Source organism: Thioalkalivibrio sp. ALE19, assembly GCF_000428605.1.
Taxonomy (GTDB): Bacteria; Pseudomonadota; Gammaproteobacteria; order Ectothiorhodospirales; family Ectothiorhodospiraceae; genus Thioalkalivibrio.
The window spans coordinates 114,596-135,676 of sequence record NZ_AUAG01000003.1 but is presented as its reverse complement, the minus strand read 5'-3'; the positions used below and the strand labels follow the sequence as shown (position 1 = coordinate 135,676).

Genomic DNA, 21,081 nt, shown 5'->3' with positions numbered 1-21,081 from the left:
TTGGCAACCTTCGGTGTCCGGCCGCCGTGTGCGCCCGCAAGCCCCCGGTCCTCATTCATGGAGACTCCTTCGGTTCATGAAGTCATTACTTCGCAATTCCCTGATCACCGTCAGTTTTCTGCTGTTCCTGCCCGTGGCGGCCAGCGCCGTGGAACTGGAACTGCCACGCGCCGGAACCGGGCCTTCGGCGCCCGGCAGCATCCCTTCGCCGCCATCGGACATCACCGCGGCCAGCTATGTGCTGAAGGACTTCGAATCCGGTGTGGCCCTGGCGGAGCGCGATCCGTCCGCGCGGCGCGAGCCGGCGAGCCTGACCAAGCTGATGACGGCCTACGTGGTGTTCGGCGAGATCCGGGACGGCCGACTGTCACTGGAGGAAGAAGTCACCATCAGCGAGCGGGCCTGGCGTACCGGGATGGAGGGCGCTTCGCGGATGTTCATCGAGGTCGGCGAGGAAGTCCGGGTCGAGGATCTGCTGCGCGGCATGATCATCCAGTCCGGTAACGACGCCTCCACCGCGCTGGCCGAACGCGTGGCCGGCTCGCAGGGTGCCTTCGTGGACATGATGAACAACCAGGCCCGGCGCCTGGGCATGCAGGATTCCTACTTTGCCAACCCCCACGGGTTGCCGGAAGAGGAGTCGCAGTACACCACGGCGGCCGACATGGCGACCCTGGCGCGGGCCCTGATCCGGGAATTCCCGGATCTGTACAACCTGTATTCCGAGCGCTCGTTCGAATACGCCGGCATCGAACAGAACAACCGCAACCTCCTGCTATGGCGCGATGCCGGTTTCGACGGCCTGAAGACCGGCTGGACCTCGGCGGCGGGCTACAACCTGGTCTCCTCCGCCGAACGCAACGATCGTCGTCTGGTGGCGGTGGTGATGGGCATCGACGCCCCCGACCATTCGACTGGAGGTACGCGCCGCGCGAACGAATCCCAGGCACTGGTGAACTGGGGCATGCGCTTTACCGAAACCCGGCGCTTGTTCGGTGCCGGCGAGGCCCTGGGCATGCCGCGGGTCTACAAGGGGAGCGAACAGGAGGCACCGGTCGGCCTGGCGGAGGATTTCTGGGTGGTGATTCCGCCCGGCGAGGGGGATGACCTGTCGGCTTCCATGGAGATCGACCATCCGCTGGAAGCGCCGCTGCGCGAAGGGGCCCGGGTCGGGCGTGTGGTTGCGACCCTCGACGGCGAAGCCGTCCACGAACAGCCCCTGGTCGTACTGCAGGAGATCGAGACCGGCGGGTTCATCCGCCGTGGCTGGGACAGCGCGGCGTTGTGGGTGCAGTCGGTGTGGCCGTTCTGAGGCGGACATGAGCATTGCCCTGTTCAATGGCGAATTCCTGCCGCTGGAGGAAGTCCGGATCTCCCCGCTGGATCGCGGCTTCCTGTTCGGCGATTCGGTGTATGAGGTCATCCCCAGTTACGCGGGCCGGTTCTTCCTGCTGGACGCGCATCTGGACCGTCTCGCGCGGTCGCTGGCGGCCATTCGTCTGCCGAACCCCTTCGGCCGCGAACAATGGGAACGTCATCTGGGCGATCTGCTCCGCCACAACGGCGCGGAACCGGCGGACGGGTCGACGCCGCCGGATCTGGGACTCTATCTGCAGGTGACCCGCGGGGTGGCCCCGCGGGATCACGCCTTCCCGGATGTCTCCGAACCCACGGTACTGGGGATGGTCAGCCCCATCCGTCCGCTGGGCCCGGCGGTGCGCGAGGCGGGCGTGAGCGCGGTGACCCGCACCGACGAGCGCTGGGGTCGCTGCGACATCAAGGCCACCACCCTGCTGGCCAACGTGCTCGCGCGTCAGGAGGCCGTGGAATCCGACGCGGTGGAGGCGCTGCTGTTGCGCAATGGTCGGCTGACCGAGGGAGCCGCCAGCAACGCGTTCGTGGTGCGCGACGGGACGCTGGTGACACCGCCACTGGACAGCGGGATGCTGGCAGGGGTGACACGCGATTTCGTGCTCGGGCTCGCCCGGGGCGAGGGTGTGCCCGTGGAGGAGCGGGGCGTGACCGCCGCGGAACTGCGGGCGGCCGACGAGGTCTGGCTCAGCAGTTCCACCCGCGAATTGCTGCCGGTGACCCGTATCGACGGTGAACTGGTGGGTTCCGGCCGGCCGGGTCCTCTGTGGGCGCGGCTGCACGCCGCCTACCAGGCCGCCAAACCCGGTGCCGCGCGTCGACAGTCGGAGGCCATGAATAATGAGTGACGAAGAAGAACGCGAGACCCTGATCGAATTCCCCTGCCGCTTCCCGATCAAGATCATGGGGGACTCTCACCCCGAATTGATGGAAGCGGTGGAATCCTGCGTGAACGACCACGTGGACGAGCCCGGGGATGCGGTGATCCAGCAGCGAGCATCCAGTGGCGGGCGCTTTGTCGGGATCACCGTGACCATCACCGCCACCAGTCAGCTGCAGCTGGACAATCTCTACCGGGCCCTGGGGCAGTGCAACCGGGTACGGATGATCCTCTGAATACGCTGCGGGTTCATCGTCTGGGCGAACAGCCCTACTTGCCGGTATGGCGGGCGATGCGCCTGCATGCGGCGGAGCGCGGGCCGCACACGCCCGATCAGCTGTGGTGCGTGCAGCACCCGCCGGTCTATACCCAGGGGCGCAACGGCCGTGCCGAACACCTGCTCGATCCCGGCGTGGTGCCGGTGATCGCGATCGACCGCGGCGGACAGGTGACCTGGCACGGGCCGGGGCAGCTGGTGGTGTATACCCTGCTGGACCTGCGACGCCGCGGGCTGGGGGTGCGGGCGCTGGTGGAGCGCCTGGAACAGGCAGTGATCGATGCCCTGGGAGAATGGGGCATCGTCGCGGGCCGCCGCGAGGGCGCGCCCGGGGTCTACACGGGCGATGCGAAGATCGCTGCACTGGGCCTGCGCGTGCGCCACGGGGTCAGCATCCACGGGCTGGCGCTCAACGTGGATCCGGCCCTGTCGGCCTTTGGCCGTATTCATCCCTGTGGTTATGCCGGACTGGCGACGACCTCGGTGGCTGCGGAGGGGAGACCCGCGAACCCCGAGCGGGTGCGGCGCGTGCTCCTGCGGGCGCTGGCCGTGCAGCTGGCCACCGGGGGGCAGGAAACGCCGTCGGCCTGCGAGGAGGTGCCGACGCTGCCCCCGGAACTGCTGCGCTGCCTGGCGCGGCCGCTGGCTCCGGTGGCCTGAACGCCGCCGGGTGGGCGGCGATTCAGCGGGGTGTTCAGACGGCTTCGGTTTCTTCGGTAACGCCCTGCGCCTGCAGGTCGGCGTGGTAGGAAGAGCGGACCATGGGGCCGCTGGCCACCTGCCGGAAGCCCATCTCGCGGGCGCGCTCGCCAAGCTCGTCGAACTCGTCCGGCGTGAGGAAGCGGGTGACCGGCAGGTGGTGCCGCGAGGGCTGCAGATACTGGCCGAGGGTCAGCATGTCGCATCCATGGTCGCGCAGATCCTGCAGGACCTGCAGCAGTTCGTCGCGTTCCTCGCCCAGACCCAGCATCAGCCCGGACTTGGTGGGGACGCCCGGATGCTGCTCCCGGAAACGACGAAGCAGGTCCAGCGACCACTGGTAATCGGCGCCCGGGCGCGCCTCGCGGTACAGTCGCGGCACGGTCTCGAGGTTGTGGTTGAAGACGTCCGGCGGGGCCTGGCGCATGATCTCCAGCGCGCGATCCATGCGCCCGCGGAAGTCGGGGACCAGGACTTCGATCTTCGTTTGCGGGGTGCGGCTGCGGATCTCGCGGATGCAGTCGACGAAGTGGCCGGCGCCGCCGTCACGCAGGTCGTCGCGGTCCACGGAGGTGATCACCACGTACTTCAGGCCGAGGACCTCGATGGTCTCGGCCAGATGGCGGGGTTCTTCCGGGTCCAGGGGGTCCGGGCGGCCGTGGGCCACGTCGCAGAATGGACAGCGCCGGGTGCAGACCTCGCCCATGATCATGAACGTGGCCGTGCCATGGTTGAAGCACTCGCCGAGGTTGGGGCAGCTGGCCTCTTCGCACACGGTGACCAGCTTCTGCTCGCGCAGGATGCCCTTGATGCGCTGGACCTCGGGGCGCGCCTGGCTCTGCGCGCGGATCCATGAGGGCTTGCGCTGCGGTTTCGTGGTCGGATTGATCTTCACCGGGATGCGCGAGACCTTGTCGGCGGCGCGCTGTTTCTCCCCGGGTTGCGGACGGTTCGTTGCGGTCATGGTTCGGTTCCTGCCGGTTGACGCCTCAGGCGAGTTCCTGCATGAGGGCTTCGATCTTCGGCCGTGCCTTCTCCACCGCGGCCAGTTCACCGTTTTCGTCCAGCGTGAAGCCGAGCCGCCGGATGGCCTGGAGGTTTTCCAGCGGGATGGCCCGGGCGCGTTCCACCTCGGAGGCGTCGCGCAGACAGGCGTTGCGCGCGATGCGCACGATGTCGGTCAGGGGCGCAGCATCGGGCTGTTCCGGCCCGCCGGAGTCACGGATGGCCGCCATGATATCGGAGGCGAGTCCCCATTGCTGGGCAACCAGCTCGCCGGTCATGGATTCCAGGCGCTGAATGACGTGTTCCACCTCGACGGCATCCGGCCGCTCTTCGCGCGAGGCGATCTCGCCGAGGATCGGGAGGGCGCCGACCCGGTGCAGCAGGCCGGCGAGCAGCGCACGGTGACGATCGGCTGCACCGGATTCATCCGCCAGTACGAAGGCGATGGCGGAGATGCGCGTGGACTGACGCCACAGTTGCTCCATCAGGGTCCGGTACGGGCTCTGCCGGTCGATGAACACCTGCTGGGCGGCCAGTGCGAGCACCAGCTGGCGCGTGCGTTCGAGGCCCAGACGCGCGATCGCATCGCCGAGGCGCGTGATCTCGCGCCGTGAACCCATGGCCGGGCTGTTCGCGACCGAAAGCAGGCGGGCCGCGGTGCTGGGGTCGCGTTCGACGATCTCGGTGACCCGGCGGAACTCGATATCGGGGTCGTCGATGGCTTCCTGCAGGTGCAGGGCCACGTCCGGAAGCTGCGGCAGGGCCAGTTCGCCGGTCTGGGCCTTGTGGAAAAGGGTGGCCAGCAGTTCGCCTTCCTGCGCCGTGAGGTCGACTTCACCGACCTCCATGGCGTCGCCGACGCAATTGAGCTGGGTTTCGTAGACGTTGCGGTCGAAGCGGACCAGCGTGCTTGGGCGGGCGGCAACGGCGTGGGTACGGTAGTCGTGGGGGGCGAACAGGGGCTCCAGCGCGGCCGGTTCGTCATCCTCCACGGTGTGCGCCTTGTCGCCATGCGCCAGGACCATGCGGCCCTTCAACAGGAACAGCAGGTGGCGGTATTCCTCGCGCGCATACACCTTCTGCCCGGGCTTGAGTTCGACCATCCGGGCATGGCGGATCAGTTCGCGGCGGCCGCTTTCGCCGAGGTCGGCGAACGGCTTCAGCCGCGGGACGACGGGGTCGAGGGTGAGGGCTTCATGCATTGAACAGGAGCTTCAGTTCGTTCAGGTCGTCGTTGCGTTCCTCGAGGAACGGGATGGGATCGCCCGGCGCGGGCGGGTCGATGCCCAGCACCTCGAACGCCGCGACCTCACGGGCGTCCGGATGGGGCTTGCCGCTGTAATGCAGGGCGGCCCATTCGGCGACGATGCCGACGCTGGCGTAGTCCGGCTGTTCGGCGCGGTAGGACCAGTCGTACGCGTGTTCGGCCACCGCCACCAGGTCCTGGCCCAGATCCCAGTAGTTGATGACCAGGACCCCGGCGAGGTTGCGCAGGCGCTCGATCAGCATTCCGAGACGCTCGGCGCCGGGGTTCTCCTCGCGCATCTCGGCGAACTGGATGATGGGCACCGCGCCGATCCCGGCCACCAGTCCGCCCAGCAGGGCCCGCTCCCGGTCGAGCAGGCGCAGCGAGTCGGCGATCAGGTAGGCGAACGCGGAGTTCAGCACGCCTTCGCTCCACACCTCGGCCATGGCCTCGCGGGTGGCCGCGTGCTTCGCCTTGAAGGTCTGGCGCAGGGCCATGTTCATCGCCAGCATGCGGGTGTTGCGAAAGCCCAGACGGGTGACCGCTTCACGCACCGACTGGATCTGCTGGGCGCCGCGGAACAGTGGACTGTTGGTGGCGTGCAGCAGGGCGCCGGCAATGGTTCCGTCACGCTGGATGACCTCGGTGAGGTCGTCCATGCTGGCTTCGGGGTCGTTGGTCAGTTCCTGGATGCGCAGCGCGACCTCCGGCATGGTCGGCAGCTCCAGGCGATTGCTGGTGATCAGGTCGTAGAGCTCGCTGAAAAACGCGCCCTCGGTGTCGTCCAGCTCGGTGTCGCTGACCACCACGGAAGATGAATACGCCCTTTCCAGGGCGGCCTTGGGCAGCGCGAGGATGCGGCAGGGCTGTTCGGTGAGGACGAAGTCCTGATGCCCGGGGCTGCCCTCGAACAGTTCGACCGGGACGTCGCCATCCTCGCCATCGAGGCGGATGCGCTCGGGGGTACCGCCGACCACGCGCACCAGCTGGCCGCTCAGCAGGAACAGGTGGTGTTCGCTGGCCGCATCGGGTCGCAGGCGCCTGCCGGCGGCTTCATCGAGGATTTCGCACTGGGCTGCGACTTCGTCACGGGCGCCTTGCGACAGTCCGGAGGTCGGGTCCAGTTGCTCGAGCAGCGGGCTGATCGTCGGGGTGTCCATGGGCAGGCCTGAAATCCGTGCGGTTTCCGAACAAATTCGGAGTGTACCATCGTTTTTTACGTCTGCCGTGAGATGAGCGTTAGTCGCGGCTCAGGTGCCGCGCGCTCGTCCGGTCAGGCGGCCACCGGCGTCGATCAGGCCATGCTGCTGCAGGAACCGGCGCGCATCGTCCGCGTCCTCGCGGAACCAGGCCGCGGTGCTCCCGAGACGGAAGCTGTAACCCCAGGCGTCCATGTCGCGCATCAGCCGCTCGCGGCCGACACCGGGCAGGGCGTCGGCCAGCAGGATCTGCAGATAGCACACACCGCATTCCTCGAGGTCGTCGCCGCCGGCATTGGTGTGCAGGGTGGCGCGGCGCGCAGGGTCCATGCACAGGGTATGTCCGGCCTCGTGCAGGGCCGAATGGACCGGCGTGTCCGGGCGGACGTGCACCTGCAGGCCGACGATGCCGGCTTCCGGTTCGCCCCACCAGGAGCCGGGCAGCGCGGCCCCCGCCGGATGCAGAATCAGCTCGAGGCCGTAGCCCTCGAGCAGGGCGGCGAGTGCCCCGGCCTGCTGCGGGTCGCCGCAATACAGGATCTCGTCTTCGGACGCGGTGTTCATGTATCGGCGTCGTGGTCCAGCCCGCGCTGGTGGCGTGCGGCCCGCCGCGGGCACTCTTCGGGGTGGTCGCGGCACCAGCGGTCGACCCGCTCGGTCAGGTCATCCTGAAAGCACAGCAGGTAGAAGCGCGCCTGTTCCCGGTTGACGATCTCCGGGCGCCCGAGGGCGTCGACCACGCCGGTGCGCAGCGCGGCGATGATCGCGTTCGCGGCCTTTTTCTGCGGCCAGGAAGTGATCTCCCGCCAGGCCTGCGGTTCGAAGTACAGGCGCAGCAGGTCGGGCCGGGTGGTCAGCAGCATGCGCGTGACATTGCGCAGCGTGGTTTCCGCCTCGGCCCAGTCTTCCACCAGGCCGCCCTCCAGCAGGCGCTGGATCTCCTCGCGACCCTTGGGTGACAGCATGACGGCGACGCTGGCCGTTCAGCCTTCCGCCTCGGCTTCCTCCGGCGTCAGGGCAACAATCGACAGGGCGTGCAGTTCGCCGCTGTCGATCTGCTCGCGTACGGTGGCGTAGACGGTCTGGTGTTTCTTCACGCGGGACATGCCCTCGAACTGCGGGCTGATGACCCGCGCCTCGAACTTGCCTTCACCCCCGGTCACTTCGACCGACCGGGCATCGGGCAGGCCCGCGCGGATGAGTTCGGCGACCTGACTGGCTTCCATGGGGATTCTCCTGATTGAATGCACTGTCGGCACGGGATTCGGACCGCGATGATAGCGGTCGCCCGCGGACGACAGAAGAGCCCCCGCATGCGGGGGGAGACCCGGGACCCGGAGCGGCGGAACTTGTGCCCGCGCGCAGGGCTCCACCGGAGATGGAAACGTTGCGTGGCGCAGGGTGACGGGAAAAGCCAGCACTCGAGGTGTCGGTGGTTGGTCACGCGCTCATGACACGGGCTAGTATTTCAGGAACTCCTAATACACGTCGGAGGACACGACATGATCTTCAAGCAGCTGTTCGAACCCGAATCCTCGACCTACACCTATCTCCTGTCCTGCCCGGATACCGGCAAGACGGCCCTGATCGACCCGGTCCTGGAGACCGTGGATCGCGATCTGGAGGTCCTGCAGCACATGGGCCTGAGCCTGGACTATGCGGTCGAGACCCATATTCATGCGGACCACATCACCGGCGGCAAGATGCTGCGCGAGAAGACCGGCTGTCAGCTGGCCGGCCCGGCGCTGGACGAGCTGCCCTGCCGCGACGTCGGCATCCGCGAAGGCGAGCCCTTCCGCGTGGGCAACCTGGTGGTGAACCCGCTGTTCACTCCGGGGCACACCGATACCCACCATGCATATCTGCTGGATCACGTGGGGCTGAAGATGCTGTTCTCCGGGGATGCGCTGCTGATCGAGGCCTGCGGCCGTACCGACTTCCAGTCGGGGGATCCGCATACCCTGTATCAGTCGATCCACGACAAGTTCTTCACCCTGCCGGACGAGACCCTGGTCTACCCCGGGCACGACTACGAGGAACGCCAGATCACGACCATTGGGCAGGAAAAGATGCGCAACCCGCGTCTGGGCAAGGACAAGCCCGAGGAAGAGTTCGTGAAGATCATGAACGAGATGGATCTGCCCTATCCGAAGAAGATCGACTGGGCGCTGCCCGGCAACGAGGGCTGCGGCATCTGCCCGGACAACATGCCGGAGGACAAGAAGCACCTGTGCGATCCGGACGCCCAGGGCTGAGCCCCTGAGCCACGGCAGACGGCGTCCGCGGTGATGATCCGCGGGCGCCACTGGTCCGAGCCGTTTTTCGACCCGGCCGTGGGGGCTGTGCGCTCCGACGGCCGGGTTTTCTTTCGGTGGCAGCGGCGCGACAGTGCTACACTGTGCGTTTTCGTTGTGACCTTCGCGATCGCCGCATCGCGACGCAAAAGGGAAGACCCCATGCACGAGATCGAGACCCTGGAAGGGAAGTTTACCGACGCCGGCGGGCGCCGTTTCGGCCTGCTGCTGGCGCGCTTCAACAGCCTGGTGGTGGAACGTCTGCTGGAAGGCGCGGTGGACACCCTGCGCCGGCATGGCGTGGCGGATGACAACATGACCATCGCCCGGGTCCCCGGGGCCTTCGAACTGCCGCTGGCGGCCCGCACCATGGCGGGCTCCGGTCGTTACGACGCCATCATCGCTCTCGGCTGCGTGATCCGCGGGTCCACGCCGCATTTCGACTATGTGGCGGGCGAGGCCGCCAAGGGGCTGGCCCAGGTGCAGATGGAGGCCGACCTGCCGATCAGCTTCGGCGTGCTGACCACCGATTCCATCGAACAGGCCATCGAACGCGCCGGGACCAAGGCGGGCAACAAGGGGGCGGATGCCGCCATGGGGGCCATCGAAATGGTCAGCCTGATGCCGCGCCTGCGTACCGGCGCCTGAGCGGGATGCCGTGAACGCCGTGACTGAATCCAGCAACTCCGGTTCTCCCGACCGCCCCCCGCGCGAACAGACCCGCGCCGACAAGGGCGGGCGCAAGCAGCGGCCGCGCAGCACGCCCGAGCAGCGCGCGCGGCACGCGCGCTCGGTCGCGCGCCGCCGCGCGATGCAGGCGCTCTACTCCTGGCAGCTGACCGGGGACGATCCGAAGAACATCCTGCTCGCGTTCCGCGAGGAGGACGAACACGCCAAGGCGGATCCGGAATACTTCCGCGAGATCCTGATGGGCGTGACCCGGGCGCACCAGGAACTGGACGCACGCATGCAGCCCTGGCTGGGGCGCGAACTGGATCAGCTCGATCCGGTGGAACACGCGCTGCTGTGGATCGGCCAGTGGGAACTGGCCGAGCGCATCGAGCTGCCCTATCGGGTGGTGATCAACGAGGCGGTGGAGCTGGCCAAGCGCTTCGGCGCCGAGCAGTCCCACCGCTACGTCAACGGCGTGCTGGATCGTCTGGCTGCCGAGCTGCGCAGCGCCGAGATCCGTCGCTGAGGCGGATCCTCCACCGTCCGGTGCGCGGCGCATGGCGTCCCCGTCCCTGTCCGAATTCGATCTGATCCGGCGCTACTTCCGGCCGGCCGGCCCCTCCGGGGATCCGGTCGCGGACGCGCGCGTGGTCCTCGGCGTGGGCGATGACGCCGCGTTGCTGCGCCCGGATGCCGGCCACGAGGTGGTCGTCAGTACCGACACCGTGGTGGAGGGGCGGCATTTCTTTCCCGACCACCCACCGGCGAGCCTGGGGCACAAGGCCCTGGCCGCGAGTCTCAGCGACCTGGCGGCGATGGGTGCGGAGCCGCTGGGCGTACTGCTTTCGCTGGCGGTTCCGCAGGCCGAAGATGCGTGGCTGAGGCCCTTCAGCGAGGGATTCCTGCGGCTGGCGCGGGAAACGCGCGCTCCGCTGGTGGGGGGGGACACCGTGCGCGGGCCATGTTCCGCGGGGGTCACCGTGCTCGGCCAGGTGCCCGCGGGATGCGCGCTGCGTCGCGACGGGGCGCGCTCCGGGGACCGGCTGGTGGTGACCGGCGAGCTGGGGGGCGCCGCGGCCGGGCTGGCGGCCGAGACCCGACGCCGCGAGCAGGGGGCGGGGCCGCCGGACGCCAGCGCCGCGGTCGTTCGACGACTCTTCTGGCCGCAGCCCCGGCTGGCGGCGGGGCTGGCCCTGCGCGGACATGCGCACGCGGCCATCGATCTGTCGGACGGACTGCTCGCGGACCTGGGGCATATTTGCGCCGCCTCCGGCTGCGGGGCCCGCGTCGACTGGCCGGCGGTGCCGCTGGATCCGGCACTCGCCGGGGCGGATGCGGCGCTGGCGCGGGAATGCGCCCTGGGCGGGGGCGATGACTACGAACTGCTGCTGGCGGTGCCTCAGGAGGTGGAGCTGGCACCGCTGGCGGAGGCCGCCGGCGTCGCGCTCCACGTGGTCGGGGAGTTCACCACCGGCGACGCCATCCGCGTGGTGGATGCCACCGGCGCCCCTCTGGACGCGGGGCGTTCGGGGCACGATCATTTCGCGGACTGACTGAACAACGAGACGAGGGCCGGACTGCATGGTTCCAGGGATGACGAAAACGACGATGCCGTCGGCACGCACCGTGTTCGGCGACCCCATCCATCTGCTGGCCTTCGGCTTCGGCTCCGGGCTGTCGCGCTGGGCCCCCGGCACTACGGGTTCGCTGGCCGCCCTGGTGCTGTATTTCGCGATCATGAACTTCCCCGAGTGGGCCTATCTGGCGATCACCGTGATCGTGACCATGGCCGGGTTCCACATCTGCGGGGAGAGCGCACGGCGCCTGGGCGTGCACGACCATTCCGGGATCGTGTGGGACGAGTGGGCGGGGATGCTGGTGACCCTGGCCTTCATCCCGCCCGGGATCACCCTGGCGGGTGACGCCGCCGGGCTGGTCTGGGTCGCGCTGGGTTTCTTCCTGTTCCGCCTGTTCGACATCCTCAAGCCCTGGCCGGCGCGCTATTTCGACGAGAAGTGGCACGACGGCACCGGGATCGTGATGGATGACGTGGTGGCCGGGCTGTATGCGGGCCTCGCCCTGATGCTGATCGTGCTGGCGGCGCAGCAGACCGGGCTGGCGGTGGGCACGCCGCCGGCCTGATTCAGCGGGCGGCGCGGCTTACAGCGTCACCGTGACGCCTTCGCGGGCGAGCTGGATGGCCGGTTCGTCCGCGGGGTCCGGCGGCGGGTTGCGTTCCAGGGCTTCGGCGAAAATGCGTTCGAGTTCGTCGTCGTCGCGCGTCGGTTCGTGGTGGGTCAGCCACACCTGCCGTACCCCGGCCTCGCGCGCGGCCCGGATGCTGGTGTCGTAGGTGCCGTGGCCCCAGCCCGTGCGGCGCCGATATTCCTCGGGCGTGTAGGCGGTGTCGATGATCAGGGCATCGGCGCCGCGGAAGAAATCGATGATCGCCGCCCGGCGTTCCTGCACCATCGCTTCGTATTCCGCATGGCCGTCCTCGCCCGGGGGATGGATGTTGTACGGCCATTCGTGGTCGCCGGTGAACACCAGCGTTCGCCCTCCGGACTCCAGACGGTAGGCGAAGTTGAGTACCGGATGGCCCATGATCATGGGCGTGACGGTCACGCTGCCCACCTGCGTGGCCTGACCTTCGTGCAGGGTGGCGTACTCCATGCTGGCCGCCAGTTCGTTGTCGCGCACCGGGAAGAACGCGTAGTCCATCTGCCGTGCGAGGACCTCGTGGATGTCGCGCTGGTTGACCGGGTCCGCCGCTCCGTGGATCCGGATGCGGTTTCCCGCCACGAAGATCGGGATGAAGAAGGGCAGCCCCTGGATGTGGTCCCAGTGGGTGTGGGTGATGAAGATGCTGGCCTCCAGCGGCATGTCCGCCTGCAGCTGCCGGGCCAGCTGGAAGATGCCGGTACCGGCGTCGAGGATGATCAGCTCGTCGTCGGCGCCGCGCACCTCGATGCAGGTGGTGTTGCCGCCGTAGCGCACGGTCTGCGGGCCGGGAACGGGGATCGAACCGCGCACGCCCCAGAAGGTGAATTTCATCGACCGTCCTCCTCGCTCTGCATGAACAGGCGGGTGGCTTCCAGCTCCGCGCCCGGGTCGTCCAGGGCTTCCGTCAATTCCGCAAGATCGGCGCCGAAACGCTCGCGAATCGGTCGCGGGAAGGGTTCGATCACCGGATTGCCGGAATCGCCAAAGTCCAGGTGACGCACGATCTGGTTGGCCGCGAACACCGTGTCGCGCAGCAGGCTCCAGTCGCCGTCGCGATCCGGCGCGTGATGGTAGCGGATCGCCCCGGCCAGCGTGGCGGGCAGGCCCCAGTGTTCGATCAGCAGACCGCCCAGTTCGGCATGATCCACCTCCAGGCGCCGGGCCTCTTCCCGATGCAGCGGTACAGGACCGGCGGCCGCGGCCGCGAGGACCGGAGCGTAATCCTCGCCGGCGTGTCGGATCAGCACGATCTTGCCGAAATCATGCAGCAGGCCGGCGACAAAATGGTCGGTGTTCTCGCTCTCCGGCACCCCCAGGCGCCGCGCCAGCAGGCGCGCGATGGTGGCCACGCCCAGCGAGTGCTCGAGAAAGCGGCCGGTGTCCATGCCGGCATCGTTGCGCGCCGGCAGCATGCCCACCGCCGCGATGCTGAGCGCCAGGTTGCGCAGGGTGTTGAATCCGGTGATCACCAGGGCCTGGCGCACCGAGCTGACCGGGCGCGCCAGGCCGAACCACGGTGAATTGACCAGCTTGAGGACGCGCACCGTGATCACCGGATCGCGTTCCAGTGCCGCGACCAGCTCACCGGGCGAGCTGTCGGGGTTGGCGGTCAGCTCGAGGATGCGCTGCACCGATGCGGGGAATCCTGGCATGCGGTCGATCAGCCGGGTATAGCGCTTCAGGCATTCATCCCGGGCCATGGTCTGTTCTCCTCGCATTCCTGTAGCGGGTCATTTGCTCTCGCGGGTCCAGCTGCCGTCCCAGTCGGGGGGCGGTGGCTCGCGCCGCAGGTGCTCGATGCGGTCGAGGTACAGCCGGTAGAGTCCGACTCCGGGGTACGCCCCGGTCAGCCGCCGGAAGGCTTTCTCCGCCGCATCCAGATCCGCTGACCGGAATGCGTCCAGGGCCTGCGCCAGCGAATCCAGTTCGGCCTGCAGCTCGGGCGTGTGCTCCGAGGACCGGCAGACCGGCTCGAACACCCGTACCGGCCGGTCGCGTCCCTTGACCCGCACGCGGTCCAGCTCGCGCCAGACGAAGCGTTCGCCGGTCAGTTCCCGGGTGCGCTCGCCGACCACGATCCCGACTCCATAATACTTGCTGCTGCCCTCCAGGCGTGAGGCGAGGTTCACGGCATCGCCCAGGACGGTGTAGGCGCGGCGGTACTCCGAACCCATGTCGCCCACGTTGACTACGCCGCTGTTGATGCCGACTCCGACATGGATCGCTGGCAGTCCCTGCGCGACGAAGGCCTCGCGCAGGCGCGCGGTCTCCGCCTGCATTGCCAGGGCCGCCTCGACCGCGTGGGTGGCGTGCTCGCGATCGTCCACGGGTGCGCCCCAGAACGCCATCACCATGTCGCCCACGTACTTGTCGATGGTACCCCGGTGTTCGGAGATCACCCGGGTCATGGGGGTGAAATAACGGTTCAGCAGCCGCTTGAGCTGGTCGGCTTCCAGCGATTCCGACAGACCGGTGAAGCCGCGGATGTCGGAAAACAGGATACTCAGCTCGCGCGAGCGGCCCTCGAAGTCGAAGGCCTCCGGATGCTCGCTCATCTGCTCCACCAGCGCGGGCGGCACGTACTGCCCGAACATCGCCTTCAGCCGGTGCCGGGTGCGCGCCTCGAACAGAAAGCCCCAGCCGAGATTGAACACCGCGATCAGCACCACCGCCAGCAACGGGGACGCCAGATCCAGCACCAGGCCATGCGCCGACCACAGCCACGTGGTGAACGCGAGCAGGACACCGCCGACGGCCAGGGACGCCGCAAGCTGGCGCAGCGGCGCCAGACGGGGCAGGACCAGGGCCAGCAGTCCGCCGGCCACCAGCAGCATGGTCAGGTTGGCGCCCGGGGCCCAGGCCGGTTCGGTGAGGAAGGCCTCGTCCAGCATCGCCGCGATCAGGTTGGCGTGGATCTCCACTCCGGGGAACACCGCATCCATCGGGGTCGCGCGCAGGTCGAACAGCCCCGGCGCCGTGGTCCCCACCAGCACGATCGCCCCGGGCGGGATGCGCTCCGCGGGGTCGTCTTCCAGCACCTGCCAGGCCGATACGTACGGAAAGCTTCCGGAGGGGCCGCGGTACGGCACCAGCATGCGGCCCCGGCCGTCGACCGGTACCGCCAGATGGTCGTCGAGGTGCAGCGCCTCCAGATGCTCGCGCCGGTCGATGGTCTCGGTGGTCAGGCGGGCCTCTTCCAGGAACAGGAACTGGCGCACCGTCTCCGTGGCCAGCGAGCCGTACAGCTCTCCGTCGATGCGTGCCAGCAGCGGGGCGCGGCGCAGGGTGCCGTCGGCGTCGGGGATCAGGCTGAAGAACCCGGCCGTCGCGGCCGTTTCGCGCAGCACCGGCAGCGGCGCGCTGTAGCCACTGGCCGGGGGCAGGGCCAGCGTCTCCACCGCAAGCGGTTCCGCCAGCGGCAACGGCTCGGGGAGGGCACCCGAACGCGAGCGCTCCCGCGCGTGGAAGACATAGCCCAGGACTACCTCGCGGTCCTCCAGGACCCGCGCGAGCCGGTGGTCACCATCGAGTTCCGGCGCCAGCCGGTCCAGCCGGGCCTGCAGCGCGGCGTCCTCCGGCAGGTGTTCACGGACGGCCTCGACCGGATTGCGCTCGGCCTCGGCGAACAGGATATCGAGTGCGATGACCCCGACCCCCGCCGCGTCGAGGCGTTCGACCAGCTCGGCAATGCGCCGGCGCGGCCAGGGCCACTGGCCCTCGCGTTCCAGCGAGGCCTCGTCGATGTCGACGATCACGATCGGGACCTCCGCCTCGGTGGCCTCGCGGGCGGGCGGATGCGCCTGCATGCGCAGGTCATAGACCAGCCGTTCGACCCGGTCCAGCGCCGGGGTCACCCCCGGGATCCCGGTCACCTGCGGCAGGGCCAGCAGCGCGACCAGGAGGCCCCCGAGGGCCGTCGCGAACCGGCGGGAGCGGGCGGGGCTCACTAGTCCTGTTCGAAGGCGATTACGCCGGTGTTCAAAAAGAGTGTCCCGTCCTGACGGAGCTCGAAACCGGCGATGGCGCCCTCCGCGTCGGAGCCGACGAAGCGGCCCCCCAGGCTGCCCTGGACGTTGGTACCAAACTCGAGCGGAATCCCGTCGCCGTGGAACTCCGCGATGTCGACCGGACCCCCGACCGTTTGCAGCAGTTCGCCACCCCCGAACTCCAGGGTGGCGTCAATCGTCGCGGCGCCGAAATCCACGTCCAGGAACCCCGCATCGATCACGAAGGAGGGACCGGTCTGCTCGATGCCCACATCCGAATAGGTTGCGGTGCCGGTGCCGGGCAGGTCGGATTGTGCGTGGATGATCTCGGTGGCCGTAATCCATGCGAAGCTGGCGGGACCCAGATTGTAGGGGGCATCGTTGAGTTGCTGTACGTCGGTATCCGACCATCGGCCCCAGGAAATCGATGCATCGCCGATCTCCGTGGTCCCGGTAGTACCGGTGCCGCCACTGTCGACCTCGAAGCTCTCGATGGTCGTATCCGGGTCGAGGAATGCCTCGCCCTGATCGGACTCCAGCCATTCCCGGTCATCGCCCAGGGTCACCGGCGAATCCAGGAAACTGCCGGCGTAGAAATCAGTGCCGATCTGGCCAACCAGGAAACCCTGAGCGTCGCTGTCTTCCTCCGGGACGGCGAAGAGTCCCGCGTCGGTGAAGATGTCGCGGTCGTGTTCCAGCAGGGCGGTCTCGCCGAAGCCGTCGTCCGCGGTGCGCGCCACCGGGCGGCCGGCTTCGCCCCAGCGGTCTTCCGACGGGCCCGGGGCCGCGCCCGGGTCCGTGGTAGCGGTCGGCTCGGGGTCGTCGGCCATGGCCCGGTCCACGTCGCCCTCGAAGGCGTCGAAGAAGAAATCCGGGAGTTCGTCGCCTTGCAGTGCCTGCGGGGCCGAATCCGGGTCGCGGATGTAGGCGGCATCGCGCGCGGTGCCTGCGGTGATCTCGACGCGCCCGTGCGGGTTCTCCACGTACAGCGCGCCTCGGCGAACATGCACGTACAGGTCGTCACCGCGGGTGAAGGCGTCGAAGGAGGTCCCGCGGATGCCGATGGTGCCGGCGCGGGTCTCGACCCGGTAGCCATCCCCGGCGACCGCGCCGGTGATGGTGCGCAGGCCGCCCTGCAGCAGGCGTTTGATGCTGCGGTCCGCGGCGTCGGGACCGGCTTCGGGGGCGTGTTCCAGGGTATCGATGTAGAGTTCGCTGGATTCGCTCAGGGACAGGATCTCCCCGTCGATCATGCGCAGCTGGGCACGCCCGCCCTCCGGTGTCTGCACGGTGTCGTGCACGTAGACTTCGGACCGCCGCGCCAGGTCGCGCGGGTCCTGGTCGCGGTACTCGGCGGTCACGCCGGTGGTGGCCACCAGCACGCGCCCGGCGTCCTCGCGTTCGGCTGCGCCGGCCACCGGCGGGCCGGCCAGGAGGAGGATGGCGGCCAGCATGGCCGGGATGGCCTGCGCGAACGGAATACGGAATCGGGACGGGTTCATGCTGGTCACCATTCGCGGCGCACGCCGGCGGTGACCTGCGTGCGGCGGTAAGAATAGAGATCGAGGCTGGAATCGTTGTCGGCGTGTTCCACGCTCAGTTCCAGCCGCCAGTCAGGAGCGGGATCCCAGGCCCAGCCCAGTCGGGCCCGGTTCAGCCGATCGCGGCGCCGGTCGAGGAACGCGGGGTCGTCTTCGCGGTGACGGCTGACGAGATGGTCCAGACGCAGGTCGATCCGGTGATGTTCGTCGACGGCCCAGCCCGCCCCCGCCTGCAGTCCCGCATAGCGGCGTCCGAAGTGCTCACCGCGCGAGCGGCGAGGGCGTTCTTCGCCCGCCAGCGTCCCGCCGAACACGCGCAGCCGGGGGTCCGGGCGCCAGCTGACACGGGCACCGACCGCGCCCCCGTCCACGTCGCGGGCGTTGCCGGGCTTGTGCTGGACCCGGCTGACCTGCCCGAACAGGGTGTACTCCAGCGGCCGACCCGGGCGCAGGGTCCATTCGGCGCCGGCCGTGGCCCGGGTGTTGCGGACATCGTCGTCGCGGCGGGTGTGACGCAGTTCCAGGGGCAGGGTCAGGCGCCAGCCGTCTCCGAGCAGTACCGGCCCGCCGCGCAGCCGGGCGGTGTAGCGGTCGAAGTCGCGTTCGGAATGATACCCGCGTCCTTCCAGGCCGCCCTGCAGGAACCAGCCCCGGCGGTCGCTCGTCTGGCGTTGGTGGGCGAAGCCGCCGTACAGCTCGAAGAAACGGTCGCTTTCGGGGTCGGGCAGCTGCAGGGGCAGCACGCCGAACAGGGCCACGTCGTCATCGGTGTGGGCGCCCACGTTGCTGTCGTGTCCCAGGCGCGCGCCCAGGTGCCAGCGGGTGACGGCATCGCGGACCGGCGCGGGACGCCCGGCCTCGCGCTCCTCGATCGCCGTCAGGAACCATTCGATGCGGCGGATCACCGTCGAGGGCGGTGGCGGGTCGCGTTCCAGGACGCGGCTGAAATGGCGGCGGGCGGCGATCGTGCTGCCCATGGCGAAATGCGCCCGGGCCAGCTCCAGGCGTGGCAGCGGGGCCCCGGGGTCGTGCATCAGCACACGCTCGAAGGCCAGCAGGGCATGGTCGGGTTCGCCGCTTTCCAGTGCGGCGATGCCGAACGCCAGGTCGAAGTCCGGATCGCCGGCATGGGCCTCGAACTGCTCCTGGCCGAGGGTGAAGGCGTCGGCGTGGTTGCCGGCCTCGTTCAGCTGTTCCAGCCGTTCAACGGGGCTGTCCTCCCGGGCCGAAGCAGACGAGACAGCCAGGCCGAACGCGGCGATCAGGACGAGGACCGGCAGATGCCTCCAGTGCCGACGGATTCGAGGGGGACGGGTAGTCGGGACGGACATGGCGCGATCTCCGTGCGCGGGGTTCAGGGACGCCGGATCCCGGGGAGGCGGTCGGTGTCGATCTCGTCAATCTGGCGCGGGTCGAGCTGCTGTTCGGCGTAGCGCCGATACACGCCCTCGTCGACGAACACCCGGAACAGGTCGGGGTCGAGATGGCCGTCCTCGACCATGCGTCCCATGATGGTCAGTGCCTGGGACAGGGGCATGGGTTTCTTGTACGGACGGTCGGGGGCGGTCAGCGCCTCGAACACATCGGCGATGCCCATGATGCGTGCCGGGATCGACAGCTGGTCGCGCGTGAGTCCGCGCGGATAGCCTCGCCCGTCCATGCGTTCGTGGTGGCCCAGGGCGTACTCCGGGACCCGCTGCAGGTGACGCGGGAAGGGGAGCTGTTCCAGCATCTGCATGCCCACGGTCATGTGGCCCTCCATGATGCCGCGTTCCTCGTCGTTGAGCGTGCCGCGCCGGACGCACAGATTGCGGACCTCGTTTGTGTCCAGCAATGGACGTTGCGTGCCGTCCAGCGCGGTCCAGCGGCGATGGGCGAGGGCCTCGATACGGGCGATGTCCTCGTCGGTCATGAATTCGCCACCGGTGTTGGAGCGGCGCAGGAATTCGAGGTCCTGGTTCAGGCCCTCGCGGCGTTCGGCGCTGGCGCGATCCACCTCCTGCAGGGCTTCGCTGCCGCCGGGCTGGCGGGCCAGGGCCTCGCGCAACTGCCGGATCTCGTGGTCGCGTGCGAGGATTTCGACCCGGTCGCCGATTCCGTCGATGCGGTCGAAGATACCTTCCAGTTTGGTCGACTTTTCCATCACGTGATGCGGCGTGACGACCTTGCCGCAGTCGTGCAGCCAGGCGGCGGTGCGCAGTTCGTAGAAGTCGTCGGGCCCGAACCGGAAATCGCGGACCGCGGGGTCGCCGGATTCGCTGGCGGCCTCGGCCAGCAGCAGGGTGGCCTCGGGGACCCGGCGGCAGTGCGCGCCGGTGGAGGGCGATTTGGCGTCGATGGCGGTGGCAATGACCTGGACGAAGTGGTCGAACAGTTCGCGCAGCTCGTCGATCAGGCGCTGGTTGGTGAGCGCCACCGCGGCCTGCGAGGCGAGTGACCGGGCAAGGTCCCGGTCCTGTTCGTCGAACGCCCGGATCTCGCCGTCCACGGTCTTGTTGAGCAGCTGCAGCGCCGCGATGACGTTGCCTTCGTGGTTGCGCAGGGGCACGGTCAGGACCGAGCGGGTGTGGTAGCCGGTGCGCTGGTCGAAGGCGCGCGTGCCGGAGAAGTCGAAGCCCTGTTCGCGGTAGGCATCGGCGATATTCGCCGTGCGGTCGTTGAGCACGGACCAGACGACCACCGCCTGGTCATTGGGACTGGCGTCCTCGCGATACAGCGGTACCGCCGGCAGCTGGCCGTCGACCGGCTCGCCGGTGCCGCCAAGGTGCAGGCCCAGGGTGTCGTTCTGCACCAGGGCGAATTCGAGCTCCTGGCGGTCGGAATCCAGCAGATAAACGGAGCCGGCGTCGGCACCGGTCAGGGCCCGGGCGTGGCTCAGGATCTGTTCCAGCAGCTGCGGCTTGTCGCGTTCGGCCGACAGTGCAATCCCGATCTCGTTGAGCCGGCGCACGCGTTCCAGCAGGTCGTCCCGGGCTTGCTCGTTGCTGTGCGTCATGGCGCCTTCCCCGCGGGGTGACTACCGGCCACACGCGCGATCCGCGTGCCCGGCAGGACTTCCCGCCATTCCCCCTTTGGCAGAATAATGGACCGGACCGGCGTGGCCGTCCAGAAAATCCGGAGGTGTACCCCCGTTGGGTGTTTGCCTAAACTTCGGCTTCCGCCACTCCCCCGGAAACCGCAGCGTGAAATTCTACCTCATAGACCGTCAGTTTTTCCGGCATCCGCAGCATTACCTGCAGCAGGTGGGCGTGGCATTCCTGGTGATCGCGGGGCTGGTGGCGGGACTGGGTATGGTCACCGAGGTGGTCGTGGTGGCGGCCATTGGTTCCAGCGCGTTCATTACCTTCGCGATGCCGCATTATCCGACCGCCACCGCCCGCCGGCTGATCGGCGGACACGTCCTCTGCATCGCAGTGGGGTGGCTGTGGTCGGTACCGTACGCCGCGGGCGTCTTCGGCAACGGTGATGCGGCCCTCGCGATGGCCGCCGGGGCCGCACTGGCGAGCGCCAGCCTGCTGATGCTGATCACCGACACCGCCCATCCGCCGGCGGCCGGCAACGCGATCGCGTTCGCCATCCTCGGGATGTCGCTCCCGCATGTGCTGTTCTCGGTGGTGGCGGTTCTGCTGCTGGCCCTGATCCGCTACATGCTGCGCGGCTGGCTGCGCAACCTGGTGTGACCCGCGCG

Annotated in this window: 22 protein-coding genes; 10 read left to right on the top strand and 12 right to left on the bottom strand. The window is 68.7% G+C overall.

Going from position 1 to position 21,081, the window contains the following annotated elements; translation table 11 throughout:
- Nucleotides 1–76 precede the first annotated feature (76 nt).
- Genes F787_RS0102615 through lipB form a run of 4 tightly spaced genes read left to right on the top strand, consistent with a single transcriptional unit; the run spans nucleotide 77 to nucleotide 3,188 of the window.
- On the top strand, nucleotides 77–1,312 hold the full coding sequence (locus tag F787_RS0102615) for a D-alanyl-D-alanine carboxypeptidase family protein (RefSeq protein WP_019570710.1): 1,236 nt from the start codon (nucleotides 77–79) through the stop codon (nucleotides 1,310–1,312).
- A 7-nt stretch (nucleotides 1,313–1,319) separates the two neighbouring features.
- Nucleotides 1,320–2,219, top strand: a complete 900-nt coding sequence (locus F787_RS0102610; RefSeq protein WP_018870900.1) for a D-amino acid aminotransferase — start codon at nucleotides 1,320–1,322, stop codon at nucleotides 2,217–2,219.
- Nucleotides 2,212–2,487, top strand: coding sequence for a YbeD family protein (locus F787_RS0102605; RefSeq protein WP_018870901.1), 276 nt, complete (start codon nucleotides 2,212–2,214; stop codon nucleotides 2,485–2,487). The genes F787_RS0102610 and F787_RS0102605 overlap by 8 nt, the downstream gene beginning before the upstream one ends.
- Entirely contained in the window at nucleotides 2,484–3,188 is a 705-nt protein-coding gene (gene lipB / locus F787_RS0102600; RefSeq protein ID WP_196801912.1) for a lipoyl(octanoyl) transferase LipB, read from the top strand. Before F787_RS0102605 ends, lipB begins: the two co-directional genes overlap by 4 nt.
- A 34-nt stretch (nucleotides 3,189–3,222) precedes the next feature.
- Here the strand turns inward: lipB and lipA are convergent, their stop codons facing one another.
- The 6 genes from lipA to F787_RS0102570 all read right to left on the bottom strand — a co-directional run bounded on the left by lipA (nucleotide 3,223) and on the right by F787_RS0102570 (nucleotide 7,903).
- Complete coding sequence (gene lipA, locus F787_RS0102595) at nucleotides 3,223–4,191, bottom strand: lipoyl synthase (protein WP_028491216.1); 969 nt, start codon at nucleotides 4,189–4,191, stop codon at nucleotides 3,223–3,225.
- 25 nt (nucleotides 4,192–4,216) lie between these two features.
- Nucleotides 4,217–5,434 (bottom strand): HDOD domain-containing protein, encoded by a 1,218-nt coding sequence (locus F787_RS0102590; protein ID WP_019570712.1) that lies wholly within the window; start codon nucleotides 5,432–5,434, stop codon nucleotides 4,217–4,219.
- Nucleotides 5,427–6,638, bottom strand: coding sequence for an HDOD domain-containing protein (locus F787_RS0102585; RefSeq protein WP_028491215.1), 1,212 nt, complete (start codon nucleotides 6,636–6,638; stop codon nucleotides 5,427–5,429). Before F787_RS0102585 ends, F787_RS0102590 begins: the two co-directional genes overlap by 8 nt.
- Nucleotides 6,639–6,728: 90 nt before the next feature.
- Nucleotides 6,729–7,241, bottom strand: a complete 513-nt coding sequence (locus F787_RS0102580) for a hypothetical protein (protein WP_028491214.1) — start codon at nucleotides 7,239–7,241, stop codon at nucleotides 6,729–6,731.
- Nucleotides 7,238–7,642 carry a hypothetical protein gene (locus F787_RS0102575; protein ID WP_019570714.1) on the bottom strand — a complete coding sequence of 135 codons (405 nt, stop codon included), beginning with the start codon at nucleotides 7,640–7,642 and terminating at the stop codon, nucleotides 7,238–7,240. Before F787_RS0102575 ends, F787_RS0102580 begins: the two co-directional genes overlap by 4 nt.
- Before the next feature lie 18 nt (nucleotides 7,643–7,660).
- Complete coding sequence (locus F787_RS0102570) at nucleotides 7,661–7,903, bottom strand: BolA family protein (RefSeq protein ID WP_018870908.1); 243 nt, start codon at nucleotides 7,901–7,903, stop codon at nucleotides 7,661–7,663.
- 276 nt (nucleotides 7,904–8,179) lie between these two features.
- Between F787_RS0102570 and F787_RS0102565 the strand changes: the two genes are divergently transcribed.
- The 5 genes from F787_RS0102565 (at nucleotide 8,180) to F787_RS0102545 (ending at nucleotide 11,785) form a co-directional block, all read left to right on the top strand.
- Complete coding sequence (locus F787_RS0102565) at nucleotides 8,180–8,932, top strand: MBL fold metallo-hydrolase (RefSeq protein ID WP_028491213.1); 753 nt, start codon at nucleotides 8,180–8,182, stop codon at nucleotides 8,930–8,932.
- Nucleotides 8,933–9,133: 201 nt separating this feature from the next.
- Nucleotides 9,134–9,619, top strand: coding sequence for a 6,7-dimethyl-8-ribityllumazine synthase (ribE, locus tag F787_RS0102560; protein WP_018870910.1), 486 nt, complete (start codon nucleotides 9,134–9,136; stop codon nucleotides 9,617–9,619).
- 10 nt (nucleotides 9,620–9,629) lie between these two features.
- A complete protein-coding gene (gene nusB / locus F787_RS0102555) occupies nucleotides 9,630–10,169 on the top strand; it encodes a transcription antitermination factor NusB (RefSeq protein WP_019590125.1) in 540 nt (179 codons plus the stop codon).
- Between the two features lie 31 nt (nucleotides 10,170–10,200).
- A complete protein-coding gene (gene thiL / locus F787_RS0102550; protein ID WP_028491212.1) occupies nucleotides 10,201–11,196 on the top strand; it encodes a thiamine-phosphate kinase in 996 nt (331 codons plus the stop codon).
- A 55-nt stretch (nucleotides 11,197–11,251) separates the two neighbouring features.
- Nucleotides 11,252–11,785, top strand: a complete 534-nt coding sequence (locus F787_RS0102545) for a phosphatidylglycerophosphatase A (RefSeq protein WP_028491211.1) — start codon at nucleotides 11,252–11,254, stop codon at nucleotides 11,783–11,785.
- 18 nt (nucleotides 11,786–11,803) lie between these two features.
- On the opposite strand, the gene F787_RS0102540 is transcribed toward F787_RS0102545, so the two are convergent.
- Genes F787_RS0102540 through F787_RS0102515 form a run of 6 tightly spaced genes read right to left on the bottom strand, consistent with a single transcriptional unit; the run spans nucleotide 11,804 to nucleotide 20,388 of the window.
- Nucleotides 11,804–12,697 (bottom strand): MBL fold metallo-hydrolase, encoded by an 894-nt coding sequence (locus F787_RS0102540; RefSeq protein ID WP_018870914.1) that lies wholly within the window; start codon nucleotides 12,695–12,697, stop codon nucleotides 11,804–11,806.
- Nucleotides 12,694–13,566, bottom strand: a complete 873-nt coding sequence (locus tag F787_RS0102535; RefSeq protein WP_028491210.1) for an HDOD domain-containing protein — start codon at nucleotides 13,564–13,566, stop codon at nucleotides 12,694–12,696. Before F787_RS0102535 ends, F787_RS0102540 begins: the two co-directional genes overlap by 4 nt.
- A 30-nt stretch (nucleotides 13,567–13,596) precedes the next feature.
- Complete coding sequence (locus tag F787_RS0102530; RefSeq protein ID WP_028491209.1) at nucleotides 13,597–15,813, bottom strand: CHASE2 domain-containing protein; 2,217 nt, start codon at nucleotides 15,811–15,813, stop codon at nucleotides 13,597–13,599.
- Entirely contained in the window at nucleotides 15,813–17,354 is a 1,542-nt protein-coding gene (locus tag F787_RS0102525; protein WP_196801911.1) for a FecR family protein, read from the bottom strand. Before F787_RS0102525 ends, F787_RS0102530 begins: the two co-directional genes overlap by 1 nt.
- A gap of 5 nt (nucleotides 17,355–17,359) precedes the next feature.
- Complete coding sequence (locus F787_RS0102520) at nucleotides 17,360–18,724, bottom strand: tetratricopeptide repeat protein (RefSeq protein WP_019021089.1); 1,365 nt, start codon at nucleotides 18,722–18,724, stop codon at nucleotides 17,360–17,362.
- 23 nt (nucleotides 18,725–18,747) lie between these two features.
- Nucleotides 18,748–20,388, bottom strand: a complete 1,641-nt coding sequence (locus F787_RS0102515) for an HD family phosphohydrolase (protein ID WP_028491207.1) — start codon at nucleotides 20,386–20,388, stop codon at nucleotides 18,748–18,750.
- 187 nt (nucleotides 20,389–20,575) lie between these two features.
- Here F787_RS0102515 and F787_RS0102510 point away from each other — a divergent pair, with 187 nt between their 5' ends.
- Nucleotides 20,576–21,073 (top strand): HPP family protein, encoded by a 498-nt coding sequence (locus tag F787_RS0102510; protein WP_018870919.1) that lies wholly within the window; start codon nucleotides 20,576–20,578, stop codon nucleotides 21,071–21,073.
- Nucleotides 21,074–21,081 lie beyond the last annotated feature (8 nt).

Coding starts and splice junctions, on each gene's coding strand:
- F787_RS0102525 (WP_196801911.1), bottom strand. CDS start 17,354: ATGAACCCGTCCCGATTCCGTATTCCGTTCGCGCAGGCCATCCCGGCC.
- F787_RS0102570 (WP_018870908.1), bottom strand. CDS start 7,903: ATGGAAGCCAGTCAGGTCGCCGAACTCATCCGCGCGGGCCTGCCCGAT.
- lipA (WP_028491216.1), bottom strand. CDS start 4,191: ATGACCGCAACGAACCGTCCGCAACCCGGGGAGAAACAGCGCGCCGCC.
- F787_RS0102605 (WP_018870901.1), top strand. CDS start 2,212: ATGAGTGACGAAGAAGAACGCGAGACCCTGATCGAATTCCCCTGCCGC.
- F787_RS0102540 (WP_018870914.1), bottom strand. CDS start 12,697: ATGAAATTCACCTTCTGGGGCGTGCGCGGTTCGATCCCCGTTCCCGGC.
- F787_RS0102520 (WP_019021089.1), bottom strand. CDS start 18,724: ATGTCCGTCCCGACTACCCGTCCCCCTCGAATCCGTCGGCACTGGAGG.
- F787_RS0102515 (WP_028491207.1), bottom strand. CDS start 20,388: ATGACGCACAGCAACGAGCAAGCCCGGGACGACCTGCTGGAACGCGTG.
- F787_RS0102610 (WP_018870900.1), top strand. CDS start 1,320: ATGAGCATTGCCCTGTTCAATGGCGAATTCCTGCCGCTGGAGGAAGTC.
- F787_RS0102545 (WP_028491211.1), top strand. CDS start 11,252: ATGCCGTCGGCACGCACCGTGTTCGGCGACCCCATCCATCTGCTGGCC.
- F787_RS0102590 (WP_019570712.1), bottom strand. CDS start 5,434: ATGCATGAAGCCCTCACCCTCGACCCCGTCGTCCCGCGGCTGAAGCCG.
- F787_RS0102535 (WP_028491210.1), bottom strand. CDS start 13,566: ATGGCCCGGGATGAATGCCTGAAGCGCTATACCCGGCTGATCGACCGC.
- F787_RS0102580 (WP_028491214.1), bottom strand. CDS start 7,241: ATGAACACCGCGTCCGAAGACGAGATCCTGTATTGCGGCGACCCGCAG.
- F787_RS0102615 (WP_019570710.1), top strand. CDS start 77: ATGAAGTCATTACTTCGCAATTCCCTGATCACCGTCAGTTTTCTGCTG.
- F787_RS0102585 (WP_028491215.1), bottom strand. CDS start 6,638: ATGGACACCCCGACGATCAGCCCGCTGCTCGAGCAACTGGACCCGACC.
- thiL (WP_028491212.1), top strand. CDS start 10,201: ATGGCGTCCCCGTCCCTGTCCGAATTCGATCTGATCCGGCGCTACTTC.
- F787_RS0102575 (WP_019570714.1), bottom strand. CDS start 7,642: ATGCTGTCACCCAAGGGTCGCGAGGAGATCCAGCGCCTGCTGGAGGGC.
- F787_RS0102565 (WP_028491213.1), top strand. CDS start 8,180: ATGATCTTCAAGCAGCTGTTCGAACCCGAATCCTCGACCTACACCTAT.
- ribE (WP_018870910.1), top strand. CDS start 9,134: ATGCACGAGATCGAGACCCTGGAAGGGAAGTTTACCGACGCCGGCGGG.